General features: G+C 42.6%; 21 protein-coding genes. 5 read left to right on the top strand and 16 right to left on the bottom strand.

Annotation, left to right across the window (positions count from 1 at the left end; all coding sequences use genetic code 11):
- Positions 1 to 5 precede the first annotated feature (5 nt).
- Complete coding sequence (locus QNH28_RS12825; protein WP_283911684.1) at positions 6 to 383, bottom strand: BlaI/MecI/CopY family transcriptional regulator; 378 nt, start codon at positions 381 to 383, stop codon at positions 6 to 8.
- Positions 384 to 598: 215 nt separating this feature from the next.
- Here QNH28_RS12825 and QNH28_RS12820 point away from each other — a divergent pair, with 215 nt between their 5' ends.
- Entirely contained in the window at positions 599 to 2,164 is a 1,566-nt protein-coding gene (locus tag QNH28_RS12820) for a 4-hydroxyphenylacetate 3-hydroxylase family protein (RefSeq protein ID WP_283911683.1), read from the top strand.
- 166 nt (positions 2,165 to 2,330) lie between these two features.
- On the opposite strand, the gene QNH28_RS12815 is transcribed toward QNH28_RS12820, so the two are convergent.
- On the bottom strand, positions 2,331 to 3,494 hold the full coding sequence (locus QNH28_RS12815; protein ID WP_283912137.1) for an MFS transporter: 1,164 nt from the start codon (positions 3,492 to 3,494) through the stop codon (positions 2,331 to 2,333).
- 327 nt (positions 3,495 to 3,821) lie between these two features.
- Between QNH28_RS12815 and QNH28_RS12810 the strand changes: the two genes are divergently transcribed.
- Together QNH28_RS12810 and QNH28_RS12805 are read left to right on the top strand one after the other, a co-directional pair.
- Entirely contained in the window at positions 3,822 to 4,403 is a 582-nt protein-coding gene (locus tag QNH28_RS12810) for a TetR/AcrR family transcriptional regulator (protein WP_283911682.1), read from the top strand.
- Between the two features lie 118 nt (positions 4,404 to 4,521).
- Positions 4,522 to 4,899 carry a PilZ domain-containing protein gene (locus tag QNH28_RS12805; RefSeq protein WP_283911681.1) on the top strand — a complete coding sequence of 126 codons (378 nt, stop codon included), beginning with the start codon at positions 4,522 to 4,524 and terminating at the stop codon, positions 4,897 to 4,899.
- A 99-nt stretch (positions 4,900 to 4,998) separates the two neighbouring features.
- Here QNH28_RS12805 and ltrA read toward each other — a convergent pair whose 3' ends face one another.
- The 9 genes from ltrA to QNH28_RS12760 all read right to left on the bottom strand — a co-directional run bounded on the left by ltrA (position 4,999) and on the right by QNH28_RS12760 (position 13,500).
- On the bottom strand, positions 4,999 to 6,261 hold the full coding sequence (gene ltrA, locus QNH28_RS12800) for a group II intron reverse transcriptase/maturase (protein ID WP_283911680.1): 1,263 nt from the start codon (positions 6,259 to 6,261) through the stop codon (positions 4,999 to 5,001).
- A 180-nt stretch (positions 6,262 to 6,441) separates the two neighbouring features.
- Entirely contained in the window at positions 6,442 to 6,603 is a 162-nt protein-coding gene (locus QNH28_RS12795; protein WP_179085742.1) for a hypothetical protein, read from the bottom strand.
- Between the two features lie 305 nt (positions 6,604 to 6,908).
- Complete coding sequence (gene mnhG / locus QNH28_RS12790) at positions 6,909 to 7,313, bottom strand: monovalent cation/H(+) antiporter subunit G (RefSeq protein ID WP_283911679.1); 405 nt, start codon at positions 7,311 to 7,313, stop codon at positions 6,909 to 6,911.
- Positions 7,288 to 7,581 carry a Na(+)/H(+) antiporter subunit F1 gene (locus QNH28_RS12785; RefSeq protein WP_042187626.1) on the bottom strand — a complete coding sequence of 98 codons (294 nt, stop codon included), beginning with the start codon at positions 7,579 to 7,581 and terminating at the stop codon, positions 7,288 to 7,290. Before QNH28_RS12785 ends, mnhG begins: the two co-directional genes overlap by 26 nt.
- Complete coding sequence (locus tag QNH28_RS12780) at positions 7,581 to 8,054, bottom strand: Na+/H+ antiporter subunit E (RefSeq protein WP_042187625.1); 474 nt, start codon at positions 8,052 to 8,054, stop codon at positions 7,581 to 7,583. Before QNH28_RS12780 ends, QNH28_RS12785 begins: the two co-directional genes overlap by 1 nt.
- Positions 8,055 to 8,059: 5 nt before the next feature.
- Positions 8,060 to 9,538 carry a Na+/H+ antiporter subunit D gene (locus tag QNH28_RS12775; RefSeq protein WP_283911678.1) on the bottom strand — a complete coding sequence of 493 codons (1,479 nt, stop codon included), beginning with the start codon at positions 9,536 to 9,538 and terminating at the stop codon, positions 8,060 to 8,062.
- A complete protein-coding gene (locus QNH28_RS12770) occupies positions 9,535 to 9,870 on the bottom strand; it encodes a Na(+)/H(+) antiporter subunit C (RefSeq protein WP_076121569.1) in 336 nt (111 codons plus the stop codon). The genes QNH28_RS12775 and QNH28_RS12770 overlap by 4 nt, the downstream gene beginning before the upstream one ends.
- Positions 9,870 to 12,734: a Na+/H+ antiporter subunit A gene (locus QNH28_RS12765; protein ID WP_283912136.1), complete on the bottom strand. Its 2,865-nt coding sequence runs from the start codon at positions 12,732 to 12,734 to the stop codon at positions 9,870 to 9,872. Before QNH28_RS12765 ends, QNH28_RS12770 begins: the two co-directional genes overlap by 1 nt.
- Before the next feature lie 127 nt (positions 12,735 to 12,861).
- Positions 12,862 to 13,500 (bottom strand): universal stress protein, encoded by a 639-nt coding sequence (locus tag QNH28_RS12760; protein WP_231573438.1) that lies wholly within the window; start codon positions 13,498 to 13,500, stop codon positions 12,862 to 12,864.
- A gap of 344 nt (positions 13,501 to 13,844) precedes the next feature.
- Between QNH28_RS12760 and QNH28_RS12755 the strand changes: the two genes are divergently transcribed.
- Positions 13,845 to 14,177 (top strand): ArsR/SmtB family transcription factor, encoded by a 333-nt coding sequence (locus QNH28_RS12755; protein WP_283911677.1) that lies wholly within the window; start codon positions 13,845 to 13,847, stop codon positions 14,175 to 14,177.
- An 18-nt stretch (positions 14,178 to 14,195) separates the two neighbouring features.
- Positions 14,196 to 14,729, top strand: a complete 534-nt coding sequence (locus tag QNH28_RS12750) for an SRPBCC domain-containing protein (protein ID WP_283911676.1) — start codon at positions 14,196 to 14,198, stop codon at positions 14,727 to 14,729.
- 57 nt (positions 14,730 to 14,786) lie between these two features.
- Here QNH28_RS12750 and QNH28_RS12745 read toward each other — a convergent pair whose 3' ends face one another.
- The 5 genes from QNH28_RS12745 to QNH28_RS12725 are packed head-to-tail and all read right to left on the bottom strand — an operon-like array spanning position 14,787 to position 19,443.
- Positions 14,787 to 15,530: an alpha/beta hydrolase gene (locus QNH28_RS12745; protein ID WP_283911675.1), complete on the bottom strand. Its 744-nt coding sequence runs from the start codon at positions 15,528 to 15,530 to the stop codon at positions 14,787 to 14,789.
- Positions 15,531 to 15,549: 19 nt separating this feature from the next.
- Positions 15,550 to 16,350, bottom strand: coding sequence for an alpha/beta hydrolase (locus tag QNH28_RS12740; protein WP_283911674.1), 801 nt, complete (start codon positions 16,348 to 16,350; stop codon positions 15,550 to 15,552).
- A gap of 19 nt (positions 16,351 to 16,369) precedes the next feature.
- Positions 16,370 to 17,407: a FecCD family ABC transporter permease gene (locus tag QNH28_RS12735; protein WP_283911673.1), complete on the bottom strand. Its 1,038-nt coding sequence runs from the start codon at positions 17,405 to 17,407 to the stop codon at positions 16,370 to 16,372.
- Positions 17,400 to 18,416, bottom strand: a complete 1,017-nt coding sequence (locus QNH28_RS12730; RefSeq protein ID WP_283911672.1) for a FecCD family ABC transporter permease — start codon at positions 18,414 to 18,416, stop codon at positions 17,400 to 17,402. The genes QNH28_RS12735 and QNH28_RS12730 overlap by 8 nt, the downstream gene beginning before the upstream one ends.
- A 13-nt stretch (positions 18,417 to 18,429) precedes the next feature.
- A complete protein-coding gene (locus tag QNH28_RS12725; RefSeq protein WP_283911671.1) occupies positions 18,430 to 19,443 on the bottom strand; it encodes an ABC transporter substrate-binding protein in 1,014 nt (337 codons plus the stop codon).
- Positions 19,444 to 20,555 lie beyond the last annotated feature (1,112 nt).

Raw genomic sequence — 20,555 nt, 5'->3', positions numbered from 1 at the left:
GCGGCTCAGTCCTTTCGCTCATCCAAAATTCTCTTCAATTCTTCAATATCTTCTCGGGACAACTTCTCATCCTGTAAAAAGTTGACCAGCATCGGGCGTAGCGTTCCACCGTAGATCCGCTTAAGAAAAGATTGTGTCTCTGTTTGGACGCATTCCTCTTCCCGCACCAGTGGGTAATACGTATACACCCTTCCTGTCTGGTTGTAACCGACGGCCCCTTTCTCTGTCAGGCGCTTAATCAGCGTCCGTACCGTCTTAGGGTTCCAATCCCGGCTGCCCTCCAGAGCTTCAACAATCTCTCCTGCCGTGCGCGGAGCTCCAGTCCACAGCACCTTCATTACTTCCCACTCGGCATCCGAGATTTTTGGAATTTCCGTAGACATAATCCTATCCGCCTTTCTATCCACCGTATGACTACATTTGTAATCCAATGCCAAAAATATACAAGTAAGTCTCGTTTATGTCAACCTTAAAAAGTCACAAGAGGAACACTTCCCATTCGGGCAGCTGCGATTCACTTGATCCAAGTTCAATTGAATGTAAGCCGTGTGAACGTAACAATACGAACCACTATTAACAATGAACGCAGATGAGGTGTATGGACAATGTACAAGAAGAAATATCATTACGTACATTAAAAACAATAATACAGCTTTCCAAAGAGGTGGAACGTGTGCCTATTAAAACAGGTGATCAATACATCGAACGAATCGACCGGCAAAATATCAATATCTGGTACAAAGGAACGCGTATCGAAGGCCCCTTATCCAAGCATCCTGCATTTCAAGGCCTCATACAAACACAAGCCGAAATGTACAGCATGCAGTGTGATGAACGTTATTTAGCGCAGATGACCTACCCTTCGCCTGATACTGGAGAGCTTGTTGGTCTATCTTTTCTCCCACCCAAAAGTGTTGAAGATTTAGAACGTCGAAGAAAAATGATTGAACTTTGGTCAAACAGACATCACGGTTTTTTAGGACGCTCCCCAGATTATATGAATACGGCGATCATGTCTCTGTTTACTGCTGCCGATATCCTTGAGGACCTTCATCCTAAATATGCTGAGAACCTCAGGAAATACTATGCCTACTGCCGAGATCATGACATTACTTTATCCCATGCATTCATCCAGCCTCAAGCAAGTAAAATATCCGGTCAGGTTGATGCTACAGAGGATTCTATCGCTGCTAAAGTTGTAGAAATCAAGGACGAAGGGATGATTGTAACCGGTGCTTTTATGATGGCAACACAAGGGGCTACATGCGATGAAATGCTAGTATTTCCTACTCCTTCACCATCCCTTGTAGATGATGATAATCCCTTCGCATTTGCCTTTGCAGTGCCTAATGATCTGCCTGGGATGACTTTTTTTTGCCGTGAAAGTTACTCCGACCCATCATCTTACGATCATCCCTTAAGTTCTAGATATGAGGAAATGGATACGCTTGTTATATTTGACCGCGTACTCATCCCTCATGATCGTATATTTTATTACGGAGATGAGATCTACTGTGCCCGATTGTTCGGTGAGAGTCACTTTCATACCCATATTGGTCACCAAATCATCACCCGCTATATTGCAAAGACTGAGTTCTTTCTTGGTGTACTAGAGTCTTTAGCGGAAGAACAAAATGTCGTCCTTGAGCCCTTCACTATTCTGCCTATTTCAAGAATACTAACGTTTCTAGAAACATTCAGGGCGTTAAGACTGGCTTCTGAATTAGGGGCATCCCATGATAAATTTGGATTTCTTGTTCCCGATAAAGGCCCCCTTCTAGCTTCAACCATTCACTTTTCAGAGTTTTATCCGAAGATGGTTGAAATGGTTCAAAATCTCAGTTCAAGCGGGCTTATCATGATCACCTCTGAATCGGACTTCAGTTCAAGTGCCGGTTCATACCTCCATCAGTATTTGAAGGGTAATGTCTCGGATGCTCGGTACCGAAATGCCTTATTCCGGGTCGCATGGGAACTAGGAGCGGGTGCATTCGGTGGCCGCCAAACCCAATTTGAGCGGTTATTTTTTGGGAATTCAGAAACAATGGCCTGGCGTATGTACAATAGCTACGATAATCACGATTACTTCCGTCAAATCATTCACGAATTCATTTCACCAGAAGACCCCCTCCCTAATTCAACAACAGATGTAGTTTCTAATTGAGCTTTTTGTTTATTCTTCATGTGGAATTAACCTTTTCGAATTGCTCCCACGGCCAGGTGAGATGAAACACTATAACCCTGGCAGGAGCGTTAAGACTTAGAAATTGCATCTAATTATACGAGATCAGCGCTATAATTTTTTCGTACGAATATCTCATCCCTTCGGGTTACTCCTTTGTTAATGACCAAAAAAGAAGAGCCAGAGCACTTACTATTGCACCTAACAAACTCACTCCGTTCCAGCCGAAGTAAGCATAGATGCTGGTAGATGCGATCGACCCAGTGGCGCTGCCAATGGAATAGAAAATCATGTAACCGGCAGTAAGCCTACTACGTGCCTCTGGTCGCAAAGTAAGGATCATGCTCTGATTGGTGACATGTACGGCTTGCACTGCAAGATCAAGAAGGATAATACCAACGATTAATGCAAGAAGCGAATTTTGAACATAACTTATTGGCAACCATGATATGAGCAAAAGAATCAAGGCCACTCCGGTGGTCTTCTGTCCTAAACCTCGATCGGCGAGGCGACCTGCTCGCGCTGCCGCTAGCGCCCCTGCAACACCTGCGAGACCAAATGCTCCAATCGCAGTATGTGAAAGAGAAAACGGTGGGGCGCTGAGCGGTAATACCAGAGAAGTCCATAATATACTGAAAGCAGTAAAAATCATCATGGCTAATGCAGCGCGGATTCTAAGGGTTCGTTCCTGAGCAAACAATGTGAACATTGAACGAATCAACTGTAGGTAAGATAATGACTCTCTTTTGTGCTCATAATGTGGCAGCACCCGAAACAATACACATGCCATGATTAGTGTTAATACCGCAGAAACAAGGTAGACAGAACGCCAGCCTGCTAAATCCATTAATAAGCCAGCGAATGTTCGTGCCAGTAGAATACCAATTACGATTCCACTTGTCACAACACCAACGACACGTCCACGTTCGACTGGAGCAGCTAAAGTTGCCGCGAACGCAACGAGCGTCTGTGTCACTACAGCAAGAAACCCAACCACTGCTATTCCTATGAATAACACCATACTGCTGGTGGCAGTACCAACAACAATCAAGGCCAATACGGATAGCAGCATCTGTCCTGCAATCAGCCAACGTCGATTTAATAAATCGCCCAAAGGCACTAGCAATAACAGTCCAAGTGCATAAAAAATTTGAGTGATTGTAATAACAACTCCGACGAATGAATGAGAAATACCAAACTCGTTCGAAATAGCGTCCAGCAAAGGTTGCGCATAATATATGTTAGCCACTACTATTCCGCAGGCGATGGAAAATAAGAGTGCCACATTACGAGAAATTAATGATATGGGCACGGATTCCGATGCTCTAACCCCTCCTTGTACCTTTTCAGCTTTTTTGTCTGTTTGATCCGCTATAATAGCTTTCGATTCCTTAACAGATTCCCCCAAAGATAACGCCCCCTAAGATTAACTTTTATCAAATTCATAAATTACATACCAATCGGTACTTAATTATGTTTGACAAATATAACTCCAAAAAAAGATAACTGTCAACAGATTACTTTATAGGACAAGCTTAAGTAGAAACTAACTACTTAGAGATCCCTTTCGTATTTGACATAATAATCTGTACACAATAAAATAGTATCATACCGTTCGATACGAAAAGAGGGAATTACTATGGCTCGACCACGCGAGTTTGATGAGGAAAAAGCATTGGATGCAGCAATGCAAGTATTTTGGGAAAAAGGGTTCGAGGCTACCTCTTTAAGCGACCTGACATCAAGAATGGGTATTCAGCGGCCTAGCATCTACTCAACCTTCGGAGACAAAAAAGGTCTATTTGAAGCTGCGTTGCGGAAATATACGAGTTCTCATGCTGCCAATGTTCGTAACAAGCTCCAAAACAGTTCTTCTGTTAAAGAGGCTTTCCGTGCCTTTTTCGAAAATATGGTTGTAAAAGAATATGGACAACATCCTAACTGGGGATGCTTTTGCATCAATTCGATGGTTGAGCTTTCACCCCACGATGAGAAATTTGAGATCCTAACTAGAGAACATCAGATGTATCTCTCCGTAATCTTTCAAGAAACGATTGATCGAGGTTTGCGCTCAGGTGAGCTTGATCCCGCTATTAACGCAAAAAGTTTAGCGCAGACACTAGTCATATCATTAATTGGACTTACCGTGTTCATGAAATCTCGTCCTGAAAGATCCTTTGTAGATAATTCTGTAAAAGAAATACTTACATTGTTGCGATAAAATCAAAAACCAGTTATGCAGCTTAATAACTTTGAAGAGTTATTATGTTAAATAACTCTTAACTAATCCTCTTTTCCTGTCGATAATTTATAGTAGATGGAAAAGTATGGAGGAGCATATGAACACTAATCGCAGAACTGAACCTTTTCGATACACCCTTAAAGAGCCTGTAACCCTTGATCTTCATATTCTTAGCATTAACGGAATCCAGGTGCCTTCTAAGCCTGTAAGAGCTGTGTTGTTCAACATCAGTCGAACAGGCTGCCACTTATCGTTACCCCTCAACATTAATCCAGAAAATAACCTAGTACGGATTGGTATGGAAATGAATCTTACGGATGAATCTATTTACTTAGAAGGAACCCTGAAATGGAATAGAGAACAGCAGGACTGTTTCCATTACGGTATTCAATTAGACATTCCTGAAGCAGACATTGAGTGTCTTCCAAGGGTGCTACGCAGGCTCGCTGGAGAAGGTAAAATATTGGTTCGTTGAGATGTTAACAAAAAATAAAACTCCATGAAATCGAGTAGGAGGGGGCGGTGAGCCCCCGACCTCTCACACCACCGTACGTACCGTTCGGTATACGGCGGTTCATGAAATATTCCGTAGTAAGTTGTATCTGTCCATTAAGCTCTTAAGTCCATTGGTTTCCCAGTATCGGTTATTCAATGCTCGTGACAAAATTGGACTCCCTGCAATTCGCCAGTACCCTTTTCGGGTATTTCCCCACTCATCCGCTTTATCCTTGCGTACGCCTAAGGATATTAGTCTTTTGACTTTGGTTCTCGGGTTCTTCCATTGCTTCCATAGGCACATTCTTAGCCTTCTTCGTATCCACTTATCCATGTCTCGAAAGCTACTTGGTGTATCCGCTAGCGAGAAGTACCCACACCATCCCATAAGATATTGGTTTAGTTTCTGGATTTGCTCTTCCATCTTCATCGGCTTCTTTCGAGAGGTTATCTCTCGAATTCTAACCTTCGCTTTCTGCAAGGATTGCTGTGCTATCCTCACCTTTGGCACTTGGTCCACACTAAAAATAAAACCCAGAAACTTCCGTTTCCAGGGGCGGTCTACCGCACTCTTGCCTTGGTTTACCTTGAGTTTTAGCTTTCCCTCAATGAACCCAGTGACGGATGCTTTGACTCGTTCACCTGCTCTCGGAGTTTTCACGTAGATATTACAGTCGTCCGCATAGCGCACAAATCGGTGTCCACGTTTCTCCAGTTCCTTATCCAGTTCGTCCAGTACAATATTAGTTAATAACGGACTCAAGGGCCCCCCTTGCGGCGTTCCTTCTAATGTCGGCTTTACTAATCCATTCTCCATCACGCCCGATTGAAGATATTTACGAATAAGTAAGAGGACCTTCTTGTCCTTCACTTTCTCCGCAATCTTCAACATAAGACGGTCATGGTGGACGCGGTCAAAGAATTTCTCCAAGTCTAGGTCGACTACGAATCGATATCCTTCTTTCATGAATTCTCTAGCTTTCCTCACCGCATCATGTCCCCGCCTTTTGGGACGAAATCCATAACTGTGCTCGGAAAACTGTGGATCGAACAATGGGGTTACCACCTGCGAAATGGCTTGCTGAAGCATTCGGTCTGTCACGGTAGGTATCCCTAACATCCGGACACCTCCGCCGTTCGGTTTCGGGATTTCGACCCGTCGTACGGGGCTCGGTTCATAGGTTCCTTCTTCTATCGCATGCCGTAGGGTTTGCCAGTTTTGTACGATGTGTTTTCGTAAGGATTTTACGGACATGCCATCTACGCCATGGCTTCCTTTATTGGCTTCAACACGCTTTAAGGCTTGCAGAAGATTTTCCCGTGACAGCAACTGCTCCAACATTTTTTTTTACCTCTCTTTACGTGATTTGCATCTTCCTCTTGTGCCAAAGATGAATTCAGCCCTGCTGAAGTCCCCCACGGGATTCACCGCTTCCTTCTTCAGTTAGGTCCTTACGGATTTTTTTTTTCTGCTTTCATCACTCATCTCGAACGCCTGGATATACAAATACCTATTTCATGTTCAGCCCTTCCGCCCGTGTTGCACCACGGGGCGTACTATGGCATCTGCTGACTTCTGTACGTTCAGCTTACCTTCACAGGTAAGGTTACGGAAGTTGTTCCGCGTTCCGTACAGATCTCCCCAGGTAAGAACGCTATCTTCCTCTCCATCTATCTGCTTCATTTACTCTCGCACACCTTTGGCAGTAAGGGTTTTAGTTTGTTTAGCAACCTCACCCAACGTACGCTAGCCTTATATGAAGTTCGTGTTCCTCAGACCGGAGATTTGCCGCCGGCTTCCTTCAGATTCCACCTCACGGTGGACACCCTTGCCTTAGACTAATGGCTACTACTGCCTTCGCCATTCGGGACTTCAACCCTATAGATAGCGCCCATGCTGGGCGCACTAAAAAAAACAAACCCGCGTGTAGACGCGGGTTTGTTACAGTTTTTGCTGCTGTTATTGAAAATTAGAATTAATTCCCAGTTCTAACTTTGTTCTTGAGGTACATCTCGTTCAGGGGTTACTGGTATAACTTGCTCTTTCTCCAGCACCTCTTTTAAATCATCCTGAATTCTTCGATCCCAATGAGGAACACCGGAGCGATACGCCGATCTACCTGTTAGGTGGGCGGATAAAGGTGCAGTTATAAATACGAAGACAATCCCTAGTAATAGCTTTGCACTAATATGATCCTGAAAAAATGCAAAATATAGAAATGCCCCAACCAAGACACATAAAACACCAAGAGTGGCACTTTTAGCGGCAGCATGAGATCTTAGATAAACATCAGGTAGCCGTATCAAACCAATAGCACTTACAGCGCTAAGCAATGCCCCTATAAGAATTAACAAGGCAAACAGCAACTCACCTGTAGTCTTGATCATTTCCATTTTCTAGCACCACTCCCTTTTCGATATATCTGGCAAAGGCTGTCGTTCCAATAAAGGAAAGTATTCCAATCAACAAAATAATTTCTATAAAAGCCTGCGTTTGTAGAAAGACAGATAACACGGCCACCATTGCTAGCAGATTAATTCCAATCGTATCTAGTGCAGCGACTCGGTCAGGTAAAGAAGGTCCTTTCACCAAACGCCAAGCACATACGCCTATAGCTAAAGCCATGATCGTAATGGATAGCATAAGAATAAAATGAATCATTAGCGGGTCACCTCCAGTATCGCTCGCTCAAAGGTATCACGTATATTTGCTCTGAACTGTGCAGGGTCATCAACATCCATAGCATGAATATACAATGTCCGATTATCATCCGACACTTCAAGCACTACCGATCCAGGAGTGAGGCAGAGCATCGTGATTAACGTTGCCACTTCCCAATCCGATTTCAGCTCTGTAGTATATTTGAGGATAGCTGGACGTATATTAAGCTCCGGTCTTAAAACGGCTTTTACCACTACATAACTAGAAACGACCAGCTCCCGCAGCAGCAACAGGATTAGCTTAATGATCGCCCACACTTTTCCAAGATATAACCTGGGCCAAAAGCGTCGCATTCCGAGCAGAATGAGTATACCGAGCAGGAAACCAATGACGAAACGTGGCCCAGTCCAATCATTGTGCAGAAACATCCACAGGAATGCTATCATGAAATTCAATAATAGTTGAAAAGCCATAGTATCTACTCCTTCATGACAGCGTTAATGTATAGTGCTGGATCGGCCAGTACGGCTCCGGCTTGGCTGACATATCCGTTTACCGTCTCAGCACCTACACCCATCAGAATTACAATCGCGAACAGAACAGCTGCCGGTGCCATCATAGCTTTATAATGAAGCGGTTTGACTTGTTCTTCCCTTTTCTCGCCACCCCAGAATACCTGCTGGAATACCTTGATTAAGGAATATAACACTATGAAGCTTGATGCAAGTGCAATTAGTGCCAGAGCCACATGATTCTGTCCAAATCCGCTACGTACCATCATCACTTTTCCAGCGAAACCACTAAGAGGCGGAACACCAACCAACGCCAAAGTCAGTACGAAGAACATCCAGCCGGTCCACGGATAGCGTCGGATTAAACCACCCATTTCTTTTAAGCGGTCAGTGCCCGATGCTGAGATAATCATCCCGCCCAGGAAATATAATAATGCTTTGGCAACCATGTCATGCATTAAATAAAACACTACACCATTTAACGAATCCTGAGTCGCGACAGAAATCCCAAAAGCGATAAATCCAACGCTGATGATTATATTATAGTTAAATATTCGGCCCAAATCGTTATAAGCCAGTGCACCGATTGCACCAAGGATCATCGTCGCTCCCGCCATCCAGGCAATCAGTGAATGGGTGAGTCCCGGTTCTTGAATAAAAATCAATGTAAAGGTACGCGTAATTGCATACAATCCCACTTTCGTTAACAATGCCCCAAACAGTGCTCTAACAGCCACAGGTGGTGCGCTATATGAATCCGGAAGCCAGAAAAAGAGCAGCAAACCTGCCTTTATCGAAAATACGATCAGCAGTAGGACCGCAATGACGTTCATTACACCACCTTGTCCAGCCTCTGCCACGCGCATAGATAGATGTGCCATATTCAGCGTTCCTGTCGCGGCATATAAATAAGCAAGCGTCGCTACGAACAAGGAAGAGGAAATCACGTTAACTAATACATATTTTAACGTCTCTCTCAGTTGACCTTTGGAGCCACCAAGTACAATTAAAGCGTACGAGGCAACTAACAGGACCTCAAAGCAGACGAACAAGTTAAACAAATCTCCGGTGAGAAAGGAGCCAAATACCCCAGTTAATAGAAAATGGAAAAACGGATAGTAATAAAACCTTTCTCTTTCTTCCCCAATGCTGGCGAAGGAAAAAAATAGACATGCCGCACCAACAATAGCACCGACTAGCACAAGTAAGGCCGCAAACATATCGGCAACAAACACAATGCCATAAGGTGGAAGCCATCCACCCATATATAGGGTCTGGATGCCCTTTGTACTTACCTGGTACACAATGATTCCAGCAACCAAGATATTTAAAAACACACTGACGGCACTGATAATACGTTGCAGATCCACTCGTTCTTTTAGAAAAATCAGTATAACTGCCGTAAAGGCCGGAATCAGCAGAGGCAGCACTAGCAAGTTGTTCATTGTCTCTCCTCCTTGGTTCCTTCCACATCATCCGTGCCCGTCGAACGGTAAGTCCGGTATGCCAAAACAATGAAGAATGCTGTTACTCCAAAACTAATTACAATAGAGGTCAAAATGAGCGCCTGCGGTAACGGATCTACGTACGCCTCCGCTTTTTCACCTAGCAATGGTGGAGCACCTGTCTTGAGACCCGACATCGTCAGTAGCAGTAAATGAACACCATGGGTAATTAAATTAGTACCCAGTAGGATACGTAGCAAGCTTTTGGAAAGGACTAGATAAACCCCTACGGAAAACAATACGCCGATCGCCAAGGCAACAACAAGCTCCATTAGTTATCCCTCCCGATCGTAAGTATGATATTCATAGTGACACCAATAACAGCTAGATAAACACCAAGATCAAAGAACATTGCAGTGGTTAATTCTGTTTTGCCCATAAGCGGCAATTGGAAATATCCAAACGTTTGGCTCAGGAAGGGTACGTCGAATATAAATGAGCCAACCCCGGTAAGAAAAGCAATTGAAATCCCGATCGCAATTAACTTACGATAATTAATAGGCAGCACCTTCTCAACCATATCCATCCCAAAAGTAATAGCAAGTAGCACCAAACCTGCAGAAGCCATCAAAGCCCCAATAAATCCGCCTCCCGGATTATTATGACCGGCAAAAAACAAAAACAACGAAAATATCAGAATGATAACGAATGCTACTTTAGCTACCGCTTGCAGTAACACATCATCACTTCGGGAATAACGAGGCTTATTATAGGGAACAACCCTCTTCAGTTGGGCTGCTGTACCCTCTCCATCCAACTGCAGCTTGATCATGGAATAAATAGCAAGTGAGGCGAGGCCTAGTACTGTTATTTCAAACATGGTATCAAAGCCGCGGAAATCAACGAGCAGAACATTGACAATATTTTTACCGCCACCCAAAGTATAGCTATTCTCCACATAATATTTCGAGATGGATTCGAACGGACTACTGCCTAGAGCAGCAAGTGCAACCAATGTCATCGTTACGCCCATCCCGATGGAAATAATTAGTTTCAGGAAATGCGCACGAGGTTTGAGCTTCTCTTTTTCCAGCCTAGGCAAATGCCGGAAACATAATAGGAACAATGTAACAGATACCACTTCAACAATCATTTGCGTAAGCGCCAGATCAGGCGCTCTGAACAGAACAAACAGCAAAGTAACCATATAACCAACCATTCCTGTTAACAAAATGGCTGTTATTCTGGAACGCACAAACGGAATAGCTAAAGCACCTAGAAGCAAAACCATTACAGCAATAACTTCAAACAAAGAAAACGGAGTATACTCAGTCGTACCAAGTGTAATTCCATCTGAATACCAGACGACACCGCAAATCGTTACGATCAAGAAGGAAAAAATATACATTAAATAATGTCTCATGGAACCAGTCATATAAGAACCAGTCACCCATCTAGACAATTTCTCAACCAGCCGGATTACTCCGTCATAGACTTGATTTAAAGTGTAGCCACTGCCCCATTCTTTATCGACCAGACTTAAGCGGCCATAGATTCGGTATACAGTAATACCAAGAATCACAACACCAAGTGTCATCCATACTTCTGGTGTCCAGCCGTGCCAGAAATGGATATTCACAACAAAAGGTTCCCCGGTCTGCAAGATAGGGTGAATAGCATTCATTGCAGGGATTATAAGTGTATTAGATAATATATTCGGGAAAAACCCGATAACTATAGACAGCACTGCTAGCAGGCACGGGGCAAGCAGAAGTCCAAATGGGGCTTCATGCGGTTTTTTGTCCAGCTTCTCAGGCTGATATTTTCCGAAAAAGGTGTGGAATACCAAAATCATACTGTATGCAAAAGTAAACACGCTGGCAATCCAGGCCAAAACCGGGAAGAGCGTAAACAACGAGGGAATAGAAAATATATCCAAGTTTCGGATATTCAGGACAGCTGTAAAAAACATCTCTTTACTTAAAAATCCCGAAAATGGCGGCAAACCAGCCATAGAGAAACTGCCGATCATCGCTACCGTAAAGGTAACCGGCATAATGGAAATCAGTCCGCCCAGCTTTCGCAGGTCGCGGGTACCCGTCTCATGGTCAACTATACCGACCATCATAAATAACGAGCCTTTAAAGATGGCATGGTTAATAAGATGAAAGATAGCCGCTGTTGTTGCAGCAGTAAAAAAGACAGCTTCTTCCCCTATATAAAATGCCGCTGCCGATCCCATTCCTAGCAATCCCATAATCAGTCCAAGTTGACTAATTGTTGAATAGGCTAATAGAGCCTTCAGATCCGTCTGCTTCATCGCCTGGATCGAACCATAGATCAAGGTGATCAAACCGACGCCTGACACAATCCAGAACCACTCATATTGCCCCGCAAAAATAGGGCTGAAACGGGCGACAAGGTACAATCCAGCTTTAACCATCGTTGCCGAGTGAAGATAAGCGCTGACGGGTGTCGGTGCCTCCATGGCATCCGGCAGCCAGATATGAAACGGGAACTGAGCTGATTTGGTGAATGCGCCTAACAGTATTAGTAGCATTGCTGGAATAAACAAAGCATGACCACTAATATCGCCAACTTCGCTCCAAATTTCCCGAATACTAAAGGTGCCTGTCATCACATACAGCATTAAAAAGCCGGCAAACATCGCTAAACCACCGAATACGGTAATCAACATAGATTTCAGTGCACCATACCGCGATTTTTGCCGCCGATGCCAAAAAGCAATCAACAGAAATGACGAGACACTTGTTAATTCCCAAAAACCGTATAGCACCATCAAGTTATCCGAGAGCACAACGCCAAGCATCGCTCCCATAAACAACATTAAATAAATATAAAAAGGGGTCAACGCTTCTTTTCGCTTGTCTAGATAATAAATCGAATAGATAATTACAAGACTACCCATTCCAGTGATTAACAAAGCGAACAGTAAACTTAATCCATCCAGATGGAAAACCAAATCAATGCCTAGGGAAGGAATCCATGAAATAGTTTCATATCCCAAATCCCCACCCTTAATAACGGGAATCCGGGTTAAAAAATATACAAACAATGCGAGCGAACCGGGGAAAACAAGCCATCCTCTATGAAGGTTGGATGCTCTCTTGGTCAAAAGTGCGATTACTAAGGCCATTAGAAACGGAACAAGTATGATTACATGCAGCAAAGGCAGTCCTCCTTTTCCACTTGAGCTTATCAAGTTGTGAACTTTAGTACTTACTTTTTTACCAAAAGCCAAAGATCATATGATTGGAAGGGCCCTAAATAATAGGCCCTCATGAAGATAAGGGCACGCCCGATTATAAAGAATCGGTCAATGTGCCATCACAAATATGCAAATATCTAGCCTTTCCATCTTCTTGCTCAATTCTGAATAAACCGTTCTCAAATTCTGTGTGTAGTTCGTGAAAGAACTTTCCTTTAAGCGAATACTCTCCCTTAGGTTCATCACTGAGCTGATACTCATCCCCGATTTTGACCAGGTAGGCGATTACGCCTTCCTCATGGGTCTCTTCCAGTCCGGCACGCATCCGCTGAACAGCCACGACATGCAGATCCATCATTTTCATTTTACCAATGAGTTCATTGATGAAATTGCGCTTGGTAAGCTCCTGCCATCGAGTCTGAGCAGATTGTCCAATGACGATCTGTGTAACCTCATTCTTTTCAGCTACTTCTACAATAATATCAGTTGTTTTTCGGCCTTCACGTTTCCGAATGATAAATTCTGCGCCAGCTTCATCGGCAAGACGTTTCCAAACCGTCATATACATTTCTTTGCTCTGATTATATTCATCATTGTCCGAACTATCGACATTTAATACAAACAATGGGGCCCCTATTATTTCAGACAGTTGCACACCACGCCGGATTAAACGCTCCCCATGCGGACCATAATGAACACAAACCATAATCTTTTCATTGTGTATGACCTTCACCCTCCTGTAACATGGCCAAGAAATACAAAAGGAGCCTACTGGCGTTAGGCCCCTTGCGTACATCTAAAACCGATAAGTTATGCTTAATTATATCTATTCCTATGTTTTTTGTAAAGTTTACTGGTTATCATGGAACATATTTCTACGTAATGCTTGTACTATGCCCTACTTTTGAAGTTATCATACAATGAATACTCTATATATCCCTTTACAGGAATATTCACTCCGTGGTATATTGTAAATACGAATAGGAAATACAAGGAAGTAGGCGCTGTTGAGTCGTTCTATCTCGCCTCGTCATATGAAATACGAATGAATTCAATGAATCGAAGTGATGTTTGTTTATGAATACTAACGTAATGAGTGCTTTAGCTGAGCCTAATCGTATGCAGATCGTCGAGCTATTACGCGAGAATCCCTTAACTGTTGGAGAGATCGCGGATAGTCTTCAGCTGCGGCAGCCTCAAGCGTCCAAGCATTTGCGTGTCCTCAGTGAAGCGGGACTTATTGAAGTTCAAGCTATTGCTAACCGGCGCATTTGCAAGCTCCGCCCTGATCCATTTAAGGAATTAGACGTTTGGTTAGAATCCTACCGCCATATGTGGGAGGAACGATACGATCGGCTGGATGATTATTTGCAGAAGCTACAGAGCGAGGAATTAGATAAGGAAAAGTAAACGAGGAGGATTTATCCAATGACAAATTCTAACCAAACCAACCAGCTAGTATCCAAAGTTGAAGGCAGTACTCTAATATTAGAGCGTATTTTTAAAGCTCCACGTGAGCTAGTTTTTAGAGCTTTTTCTGAGGCTGAGCATTTGAAGCACTGGTGGGGGCCAAAAGGTTGGACACTTCCCGTGTGCCATGTCGATTTTCGTCCAGGGGGCACTTGGCATTATTGCATGAAATGTGAGGATAAGAATCAAGGCGATTTCTATGGCATGGAGTCTTGGGGCAAGGCGCTTTATCGGGAAATTACGATTCCGGAGCAAATTATTTACACGGACTGGTTCTCTGATGCAGAGGGTAATATTTCAGAAGATCTGCCTGAAACGCTTGTCCAACTAGATTTTATCGAGCTGGATGGTCAAACGAAGCTGGTTAACACCGGGAAATACGCATCACCAGAAGCGGTACAACAAGTAATTGATATGGGTATGCTACCGGGTATTTCACAAACCTTTGATAATTTGGACGTACATCTTGAGAATTTACAGAAACATAGCTAAAAGAAGATAAGATAAATAGGACGATGCAAGGATACTCTCTCCTGCTCGTCCTTTTATTTATTTTGCGGGAAATAAGAACCTGATGCTATTTGGAAAATATTGCAGGAAAAACGTGTCATTATGCGTGCCCAGTGGATCTGTCTCAAACTTCAAACGCTGATCAGCAGCGTCTATCTTATCTTTTAAAATATCATAAACGCGCTTGCTGTTAGGCACCATGTCCTTCTGTGCATTCGTCTTGTGGATACCTTCCTGTTCACCTACATACATATAAACTCTGCATTCCCTATCTAACTTTGAAGTCTCCATGTACTGTATAAAATCTTTAAACCACACAGACGCAGATATGAGTATAAAGTTATCAAAAATAGACTCCGTTTTGTACATCGCGTATAGACTTATTAATCCACCTAGTGAAACACCACCTAATGCCAATTTGCTAGACTCATGAGAGATGCGAAAGGAACGAGTCATATACGGAACCAGCTCCTTATAGACGTAATCCAAATAGTCATCCCCCTTGCCCCCAAAGGACCAATCCTTAAAAAGAGCAGGCATTTCCCAAGGTGTATATTCATCATTCCGCAGCTGAGAGTCAATCCCGATAAAAATAACCGGCTCTGTTATTCCCTCTTCCACGTCGTTCTCTATAGCTGCAATCGACTCTTTGAACAAGAAATCACCATCCTGCAAGAAAACCGCTGGGAACTTCCTATCCGTAAAGAAATGATATTCTTTAGGGAGATACACAGTAATTTGTCGCTCCATATGTTCGAAAGCAGTAAGTTCTCCTACCATCATCCTCGTCACTTCCCCTTCCCTAACGGTTCAACATACGGAACGCTCTACTCATGATGGTCGGCACTACTGACGCATGATTTTCATCTGGCGCTACATAATGCTCAACCTGTAAATCAGGCAATGAATACTCATGCAATTTTGAAAATAATCCTTTAGCATCATCGACCATAAACGCCTCTTCACTGCCCACGGTGATCAATAGCTTTCGTTTCTCTAGTCTTATCGTTTGAGCCTTGTTATAGAACTGCTCCGCATACGTCAGGATTTCATGGTCATTCCACCAAATCGAAGGGCTAGAGGCCAAATAATACTGGAATAGCTCCGCACGCGTGAATAGCGTCCAGAGAACAAATAACCCGCTTAATGAGTGACCAAACAAAACTTGCTTATGCTGATCGACATTATATTTTTCAGAAACCAGCGGCATTAATTCTAACTCTAAAAAAGATAGGAGCTTTTCAGCACCACCATGTGGGCCTATATCAGCATTTTTCAATCGATCCGGATATACATAGTGCTCTGCAGGAGGCGTGAAATCATAAAACCTTCTTTTAGAGAACTCTTCATCTGAACCATAATGTCCAATACCAATCACGATGGCTGGTGCAATCCATGTTTTCGGCGCATTTCTTGACTGCAACTTCACGACATCCCGACCCAATTGAAAGTAGGAATTACCATCGAGCATGTAATAGACGGGAAACCCATTTTCGGGTGCTTCTTCTCTTGGTAGAGAAACCTTTATATCATACGTGTATCCCATATAGTGAGATTCTAGCTTCCATGATTCTGTGTGTTCGAGCTCTACTTGTGTTGACATTTGTGCTGCTCACTCTCCCCTACACTCTTGACTTGGCTAATAAATATAAGAAATAAGGAATCCCAATAATCGAAACGACTATACCCACGGGTAACTCTGCTGGCTGAAATAATGTTTTGGCAAAATAATCTGAGATCACAAGCAAAAACATCCCAACCACTGCACTGGATAACATAATATAGCGGTGATTAATCCCTACTAATCTTCTGGCGATGTGAGGAGCCATCAATCCTATAAAACCTATAGAACCAGATACAGATACACAGACACTTACAATCCCCACACTGCATAACAGAAAGATCAGTTTTTCTTTTTCTACGGAGATCCCCAAGCTTTTTGTACTGGAATCCTCCAATTGAAAATAATTAAGCAAATAGCTTTTTCGATACATCACAAATCCTAAAATCAGCACCCAAGGCGTGATCATTATGATATAAGTCCAATTCGCGCTGTAAATACTTCCGACACTCCATACCGCAGCCATTTCATAATCACTTGCATTCATTTTTAGAGAAAGATACAACGACAACGCCCCAAAACCACTGCTTATCGCGATCCCTGTCAATATCAAACGTTGCATATCAAGTGCACCATTCCGCCAAGAGAAAATAAAGATCACCACAACTGCGGCAAGCCCCCCCACAAAACCAAAGAGTGGCATGGCTAGTATCGAAAACCAGCTTTCTTTAAAAAAAGTAACCCCTGACATCTGAAAGAAAAACATAAATGCAACGATGGCATCTCCGGCACCGGCATTAATCCCAAGGATACCTGGATCAGCCAGCCCGTTTCGGGTAATGCCTTGAATGACCGTTCCAGCCATCCCCAGACCTATGCCTACTAATGACGCAATAATGATCCGTGGTAGTCGAAATTGAAAAATAACCAGGTCAAATTTAGGATTGGGATCTATTCGCAGCAGCGTTTTTATCACATCCATGACAGACATATCAAAAGCGCCATTCGTAAGATGAAAATACCCCGCCACAAGTGTTAGCAGGATAAAAGCTAATAGCGTCAATATATAGCGACTAAACTGTATTTTGCCTCTATCCACGTTGCTCTCCCCCCTTAACCCGAATTAAATAAAGGAAGAACGGGATTCCAATAAAGGCTGTCACAACGCCTATTGGCGTCTCAAACGGAAAATTAATATACCGGCTTAAGACATCACAAAATGCTAAAAAAACAGCCCCAATGACTGCTGAGCAAGGAATGATGAAACGATAGTCGATACCAACGATAAAACGTGTAATATGAGGGATAATTAGACCCACAAAGGCTATCTTACCGACTAAAGCTACTGCTGTTCCGGTTAGACATACAACAGATAAAATGCTGACGATTTTCACCCATTTTGTCCGTTGACCCAAGCTAATTGCCGTTTCATCCCCTAAGGAAGCAACCATTACAGATTTAGAAATACTAACCGCCAAGAGCAGACCCACGATTATAAAAGGAATGGACAATATTAGCATATCTGGATTCACGGTATGTATTTTTGAGCTATACCACACGCTAACATTTTGTGAAACTTGAAAAAACATCGCTATTGCAGAGGCAATACTACTTAAAAATGTACCAATTACTGTACCAATAATGGCCAATCTGAGTGGAGATAAGCCGTTTTTGACCAATGAGCCAAATCCGAAAACCAATCCCGCTCCGATAGCAGAACCCACCATAGATAAAAGAATCATATGCACATTCGATAATCCAGGATAAAACACCATAGCCAACGTAATAACAAATGCCGATCCGTCATTTACTCCCATAATCGATGGTGATGCAAGATAATTACGTGTAACGCCTTGCATCAACGCCCCTGAAACAGCCAGGGCCGCTCCAACCAATAAAGCGGCGATTACACGCGATAATCTTGATGTCATAATAATGTTGTGGTCCACATTATTCGCATCGAAGTGTGTAATCGCCTGCCAGATTGTTACTATTCCAATATCCTTAACACCATATAAGACGGATACAACCATTGCTAAGACGATGAATAATGGAGAAGTTGATAGGATCAAAATAACTTTCCAATTTTTTGTATTCATCTTATTCATCGCACCTTCGGATTTACTTCAACAGGTTTTCAATTGCAGCATCCAGGAATCTTACTTTAGACCAAGCCGTACCACCTTGCGCCAACGGATCAACAGCATTTACAAAGACATGATTGTTTTTGGCTGCATTTACACTTTTGAAGATCGGATTCTTAATTAAATCATCAAGTGCTGTTGCATTATCAGTATTTTCACTGGTTTCAAACTGCAAGAAAATATAGTCCGGATTAATTTCCGCTAAAGCTTCTAGCGAAAGCTCAGCTTGAGCTTTAGTATTTGTTATAACTTCAGGAATAGTAGCACCTAAATCTTCGTAAATAACCGGATTCAGATATACGCCCGCAGGATACACACACATACTACCCTCACGAATACGAATAACTAAAATAGATTGATCTTTCAGTTTTTCTCCTACTTCAGCCTTTGCACTTGCGGCTTTAGCTTCATATTCGCTAATAATCTTTTCTGCATCTGCAGTCTTACCAGATAATTGACCCAATAAGAGCAAGTTATCTTTCCAATTCGTTGAGATATGTGAATAAGGAATCATTGTTTGAATTTTATTAAGCGCACCTGACACATCTTCACCAAACTTGGAAGACCCTAAAATAACATCTGGATCTAGCTGCAGGATCGCCTCATTACTTGGAGCAAATTTATCCCCCACTAAAGATGCACCCGCTAATTCAGATGATAGATAACCTGGAATAGCATTTGCTATTGCTAGCACGCCTACAGGTTTCACTCCTAGGATTGCTGCATCTTCCATAGATTCCAGACTTGCAGCTACGATATTGTGAATCTCTGCAGGTACTACATAATCCTTACCTAGATATGTAATGGTTTGTTCAGTGGCAACTGCCTCCTGAGCCGCATTTTCTTTGTTGTTTGCATTTCCCTCTGCTGCTACGGCGGAATTATTTGCACTTTTTGAAGCTGCGTTATCCTTTTCATTGTTACCGCAAGCCGCCAAACTCAAAGCTAAGACCGCTGATACCCCTGCTAATAGAACTTTTTTCTGATTCATTTTCTCTCTCCCTGTCTCTATTTTATTTATCATTCTTTATAGCAAAGTAATGATAATGAGAATCGTTATCATATTAAATCATATGAGAATAATTATCAATAGATTTCTTTAAATATATCAAATTTTGTAAATTGTCAGATCAGTATAAAGGGGAGAAATTTCGCAGGTAACGTAATTGTTAAAAAAGAAAATGGAGCTGGCGGTGCATCCGTATCACATGTACTGCATCTTATGCAGATTGGTCTTCAAGAGGCGTACGCTCAGGCAGAGCTTGTCAAGCTAGATGCACTTTCTGTCGTAGTTCGGAATAAGTTTCGTAAACAGTTGGGTCTGCCAATGGCCTAGACTCTACCGTCCTATTAAGAACACCAAAGGCGTTTATGCTTGCTATAATAGAATTTTTAAAATTCCTAGATTGCGGAGAAATGTGAAATGAACTCAAGGGATGGGCCTATATTCAACTATTGGCCATGGGGGCCCTGTTTTTAATTAAGCACACGCCTCTTTGGGATGACGGACCGAGCGGACCTTAAATCCTTAGAATACATGTTTTAGTCGAGCTTACGGACAAATGTATGCGAAAAACCGAATACTATTTGCCGTAGGTAACGTAAACGAGCCAAATCTATGCGAAAAACCGAATACAATGTGCCAAAGGTAACGTAAATAGCCAAATGTATGTGAAAAATCGAATACAATTTGCCGTAGGTAACGTAAATAAGCCAAATGTATGTGAAAAATCGAATACAATTAACCCGAGCTAACGTAAATAAGCCAAATGTATGCGAAAAACCGAATACAATTTGCCGTAGGTAACGTAATAAGCCAAATGTATGTGAAAAATCGAATACAATTAACCCGAGCTAACGTAAATAAGCCAAATGTATGCGAAAAACCGAATACTATTTGCCGAAGCTAACGTAAATAAGCCAAATGTATGCGAAAAACCGAATACTATTTGCCAAAGGTAACGTAATAAGCCAAATGTATGTGAAAAACCGAATTCAATTTGCCGAAGGTAACGTAAACGAGCCAGCGCCGATACACACGCTGAAGAACATGCAGAAAAACCCGCACCAAATGCGGGTTCTTTTATGCTATAAATACAGGTT

Origin of the sequence: Paenibacillus sp. G2S3, assembly GCF_030123105.1 — a bacterium.
GTDB lineage: Bacteria > Bacillota > Bacilli > Paenibacillales > Paenibacillaceae > Paenibacillus_AQ.
This window is presented reverse-complemented; position numbering and strand designations above follow the sequence as displayed.

Coding starts and splice junctions, on each gene's coding strand:
- QNH28_RS12825 (WP_283911684.1), bottom strand. CDS start 383: ATGTCTACGGAAATTCCAAAAATCTCGGATGCCGAGTGGGAAGTAATG.
- QNH28_RS12775 (WP_283911678.1), bottom strand. CDS start 9,538: ATGAACAACTTGCTAGTGCTGCCTCTGCTGATTCCGGCCTTTACGGCA.
- QNH28_RS12805 (WP_283911681.1), top strand. CDS start 4,522: ATGAACACTAATCGCAGAACTGAACCTTTTCGATACACCCTTAAAGAG.
- QNH28_RS12740 (WP_283911674.1), bottom strand. CDS start 16,350: ATGTCAACACAAGTAGAGCTCGAACACACAGAATCATGGAAGCTAGAA.
- QNH28_RS12745 (WP_283911675.1), bottom strand. CDS start 15,530: ATGATGGTAGGAGAACTTACTGCTTTCGAACATATGGAGCGACAAATT.
- mnhG (WP_283911679.1), bottom strand. CDS start 7,313: ATGGAAATGATCAAGACTACAGGTGAGTTGCTGTTTGCCTTGTTAATT.
- QNH28_RS12810 (WP_283911682.1), top strand. CDS start 3,822: ATGGCTCGACCACGCGAGTTTGATGAGGAAAAAGCATTGGATGCAGCA.
- QNH28_RS12795 (WP_179085742.1), bottom strand. CDS start 6,603: ATGAAGCAGATAGATGGAGAGGAAGATAGCGTTCTTACCTGGGGAGAT.
- QNH28_RS12780 (WP_042187625.1), bottom strand. CDS start 8,054: ATGGCTTTTCAACTATTATTGAATTTCATGATAGCATTCCTGTGGATG.
- QNH28_RS12770 (WP_076121569.1), bottom strand. CDS start 9,870: ATGGAGCTTGTTGTTGCCTTGGCGATCGGCGTATTGTTTTCCGTAGGG.
- QNH28_RS12750 (WP_283911676.1), top strand. CDS start 14,196: ATGACAAATTCTAACCAAACCAACCAGCTAGTATCCAAAGTTGAAGGC.
- QNH28_RS12785 (WP_042187626.1), bottom strand. CDS start 7,581: ATGATTCATTTTATTCTTATGCTATCCATTACGATCATGGCTTTAGCT.
- QNH28_RS12755 (WP_283911677.1), top strand. CDS start 13,845: ATGAATACTAACGTAATGAGTGCTTTAGCTGAGCCTAATCGTATGCAG.
- QNH28_RS12730 (WP_283911672.1), bottom strand. CDS start 18,416: ATGAATAAGATGAATACAAAAAATTGGAAAGTTATTTTGATCCTATCA.
- QNH28_RS12820 (WP_283911683.1), top strand. CDS start 599: ATGGACAATGTACAAGAAGAAATATCATTACGTACATTAAAAACAATA.
- ltrA (WP_283911680.1), bottom strand. CDS start 6,261: ATGTTGGAGCAGTTGCTGTCACGGGAAAATCTTCTGCAAGCCTTAAAG.
- QNH28_RS12725 (WP_283911671.1), bottom strand. CDS start 19,443: ATGAATCAGAAAAAAGTTCTATTAGCAGGGGTATCAGCGGTCTTAGCT.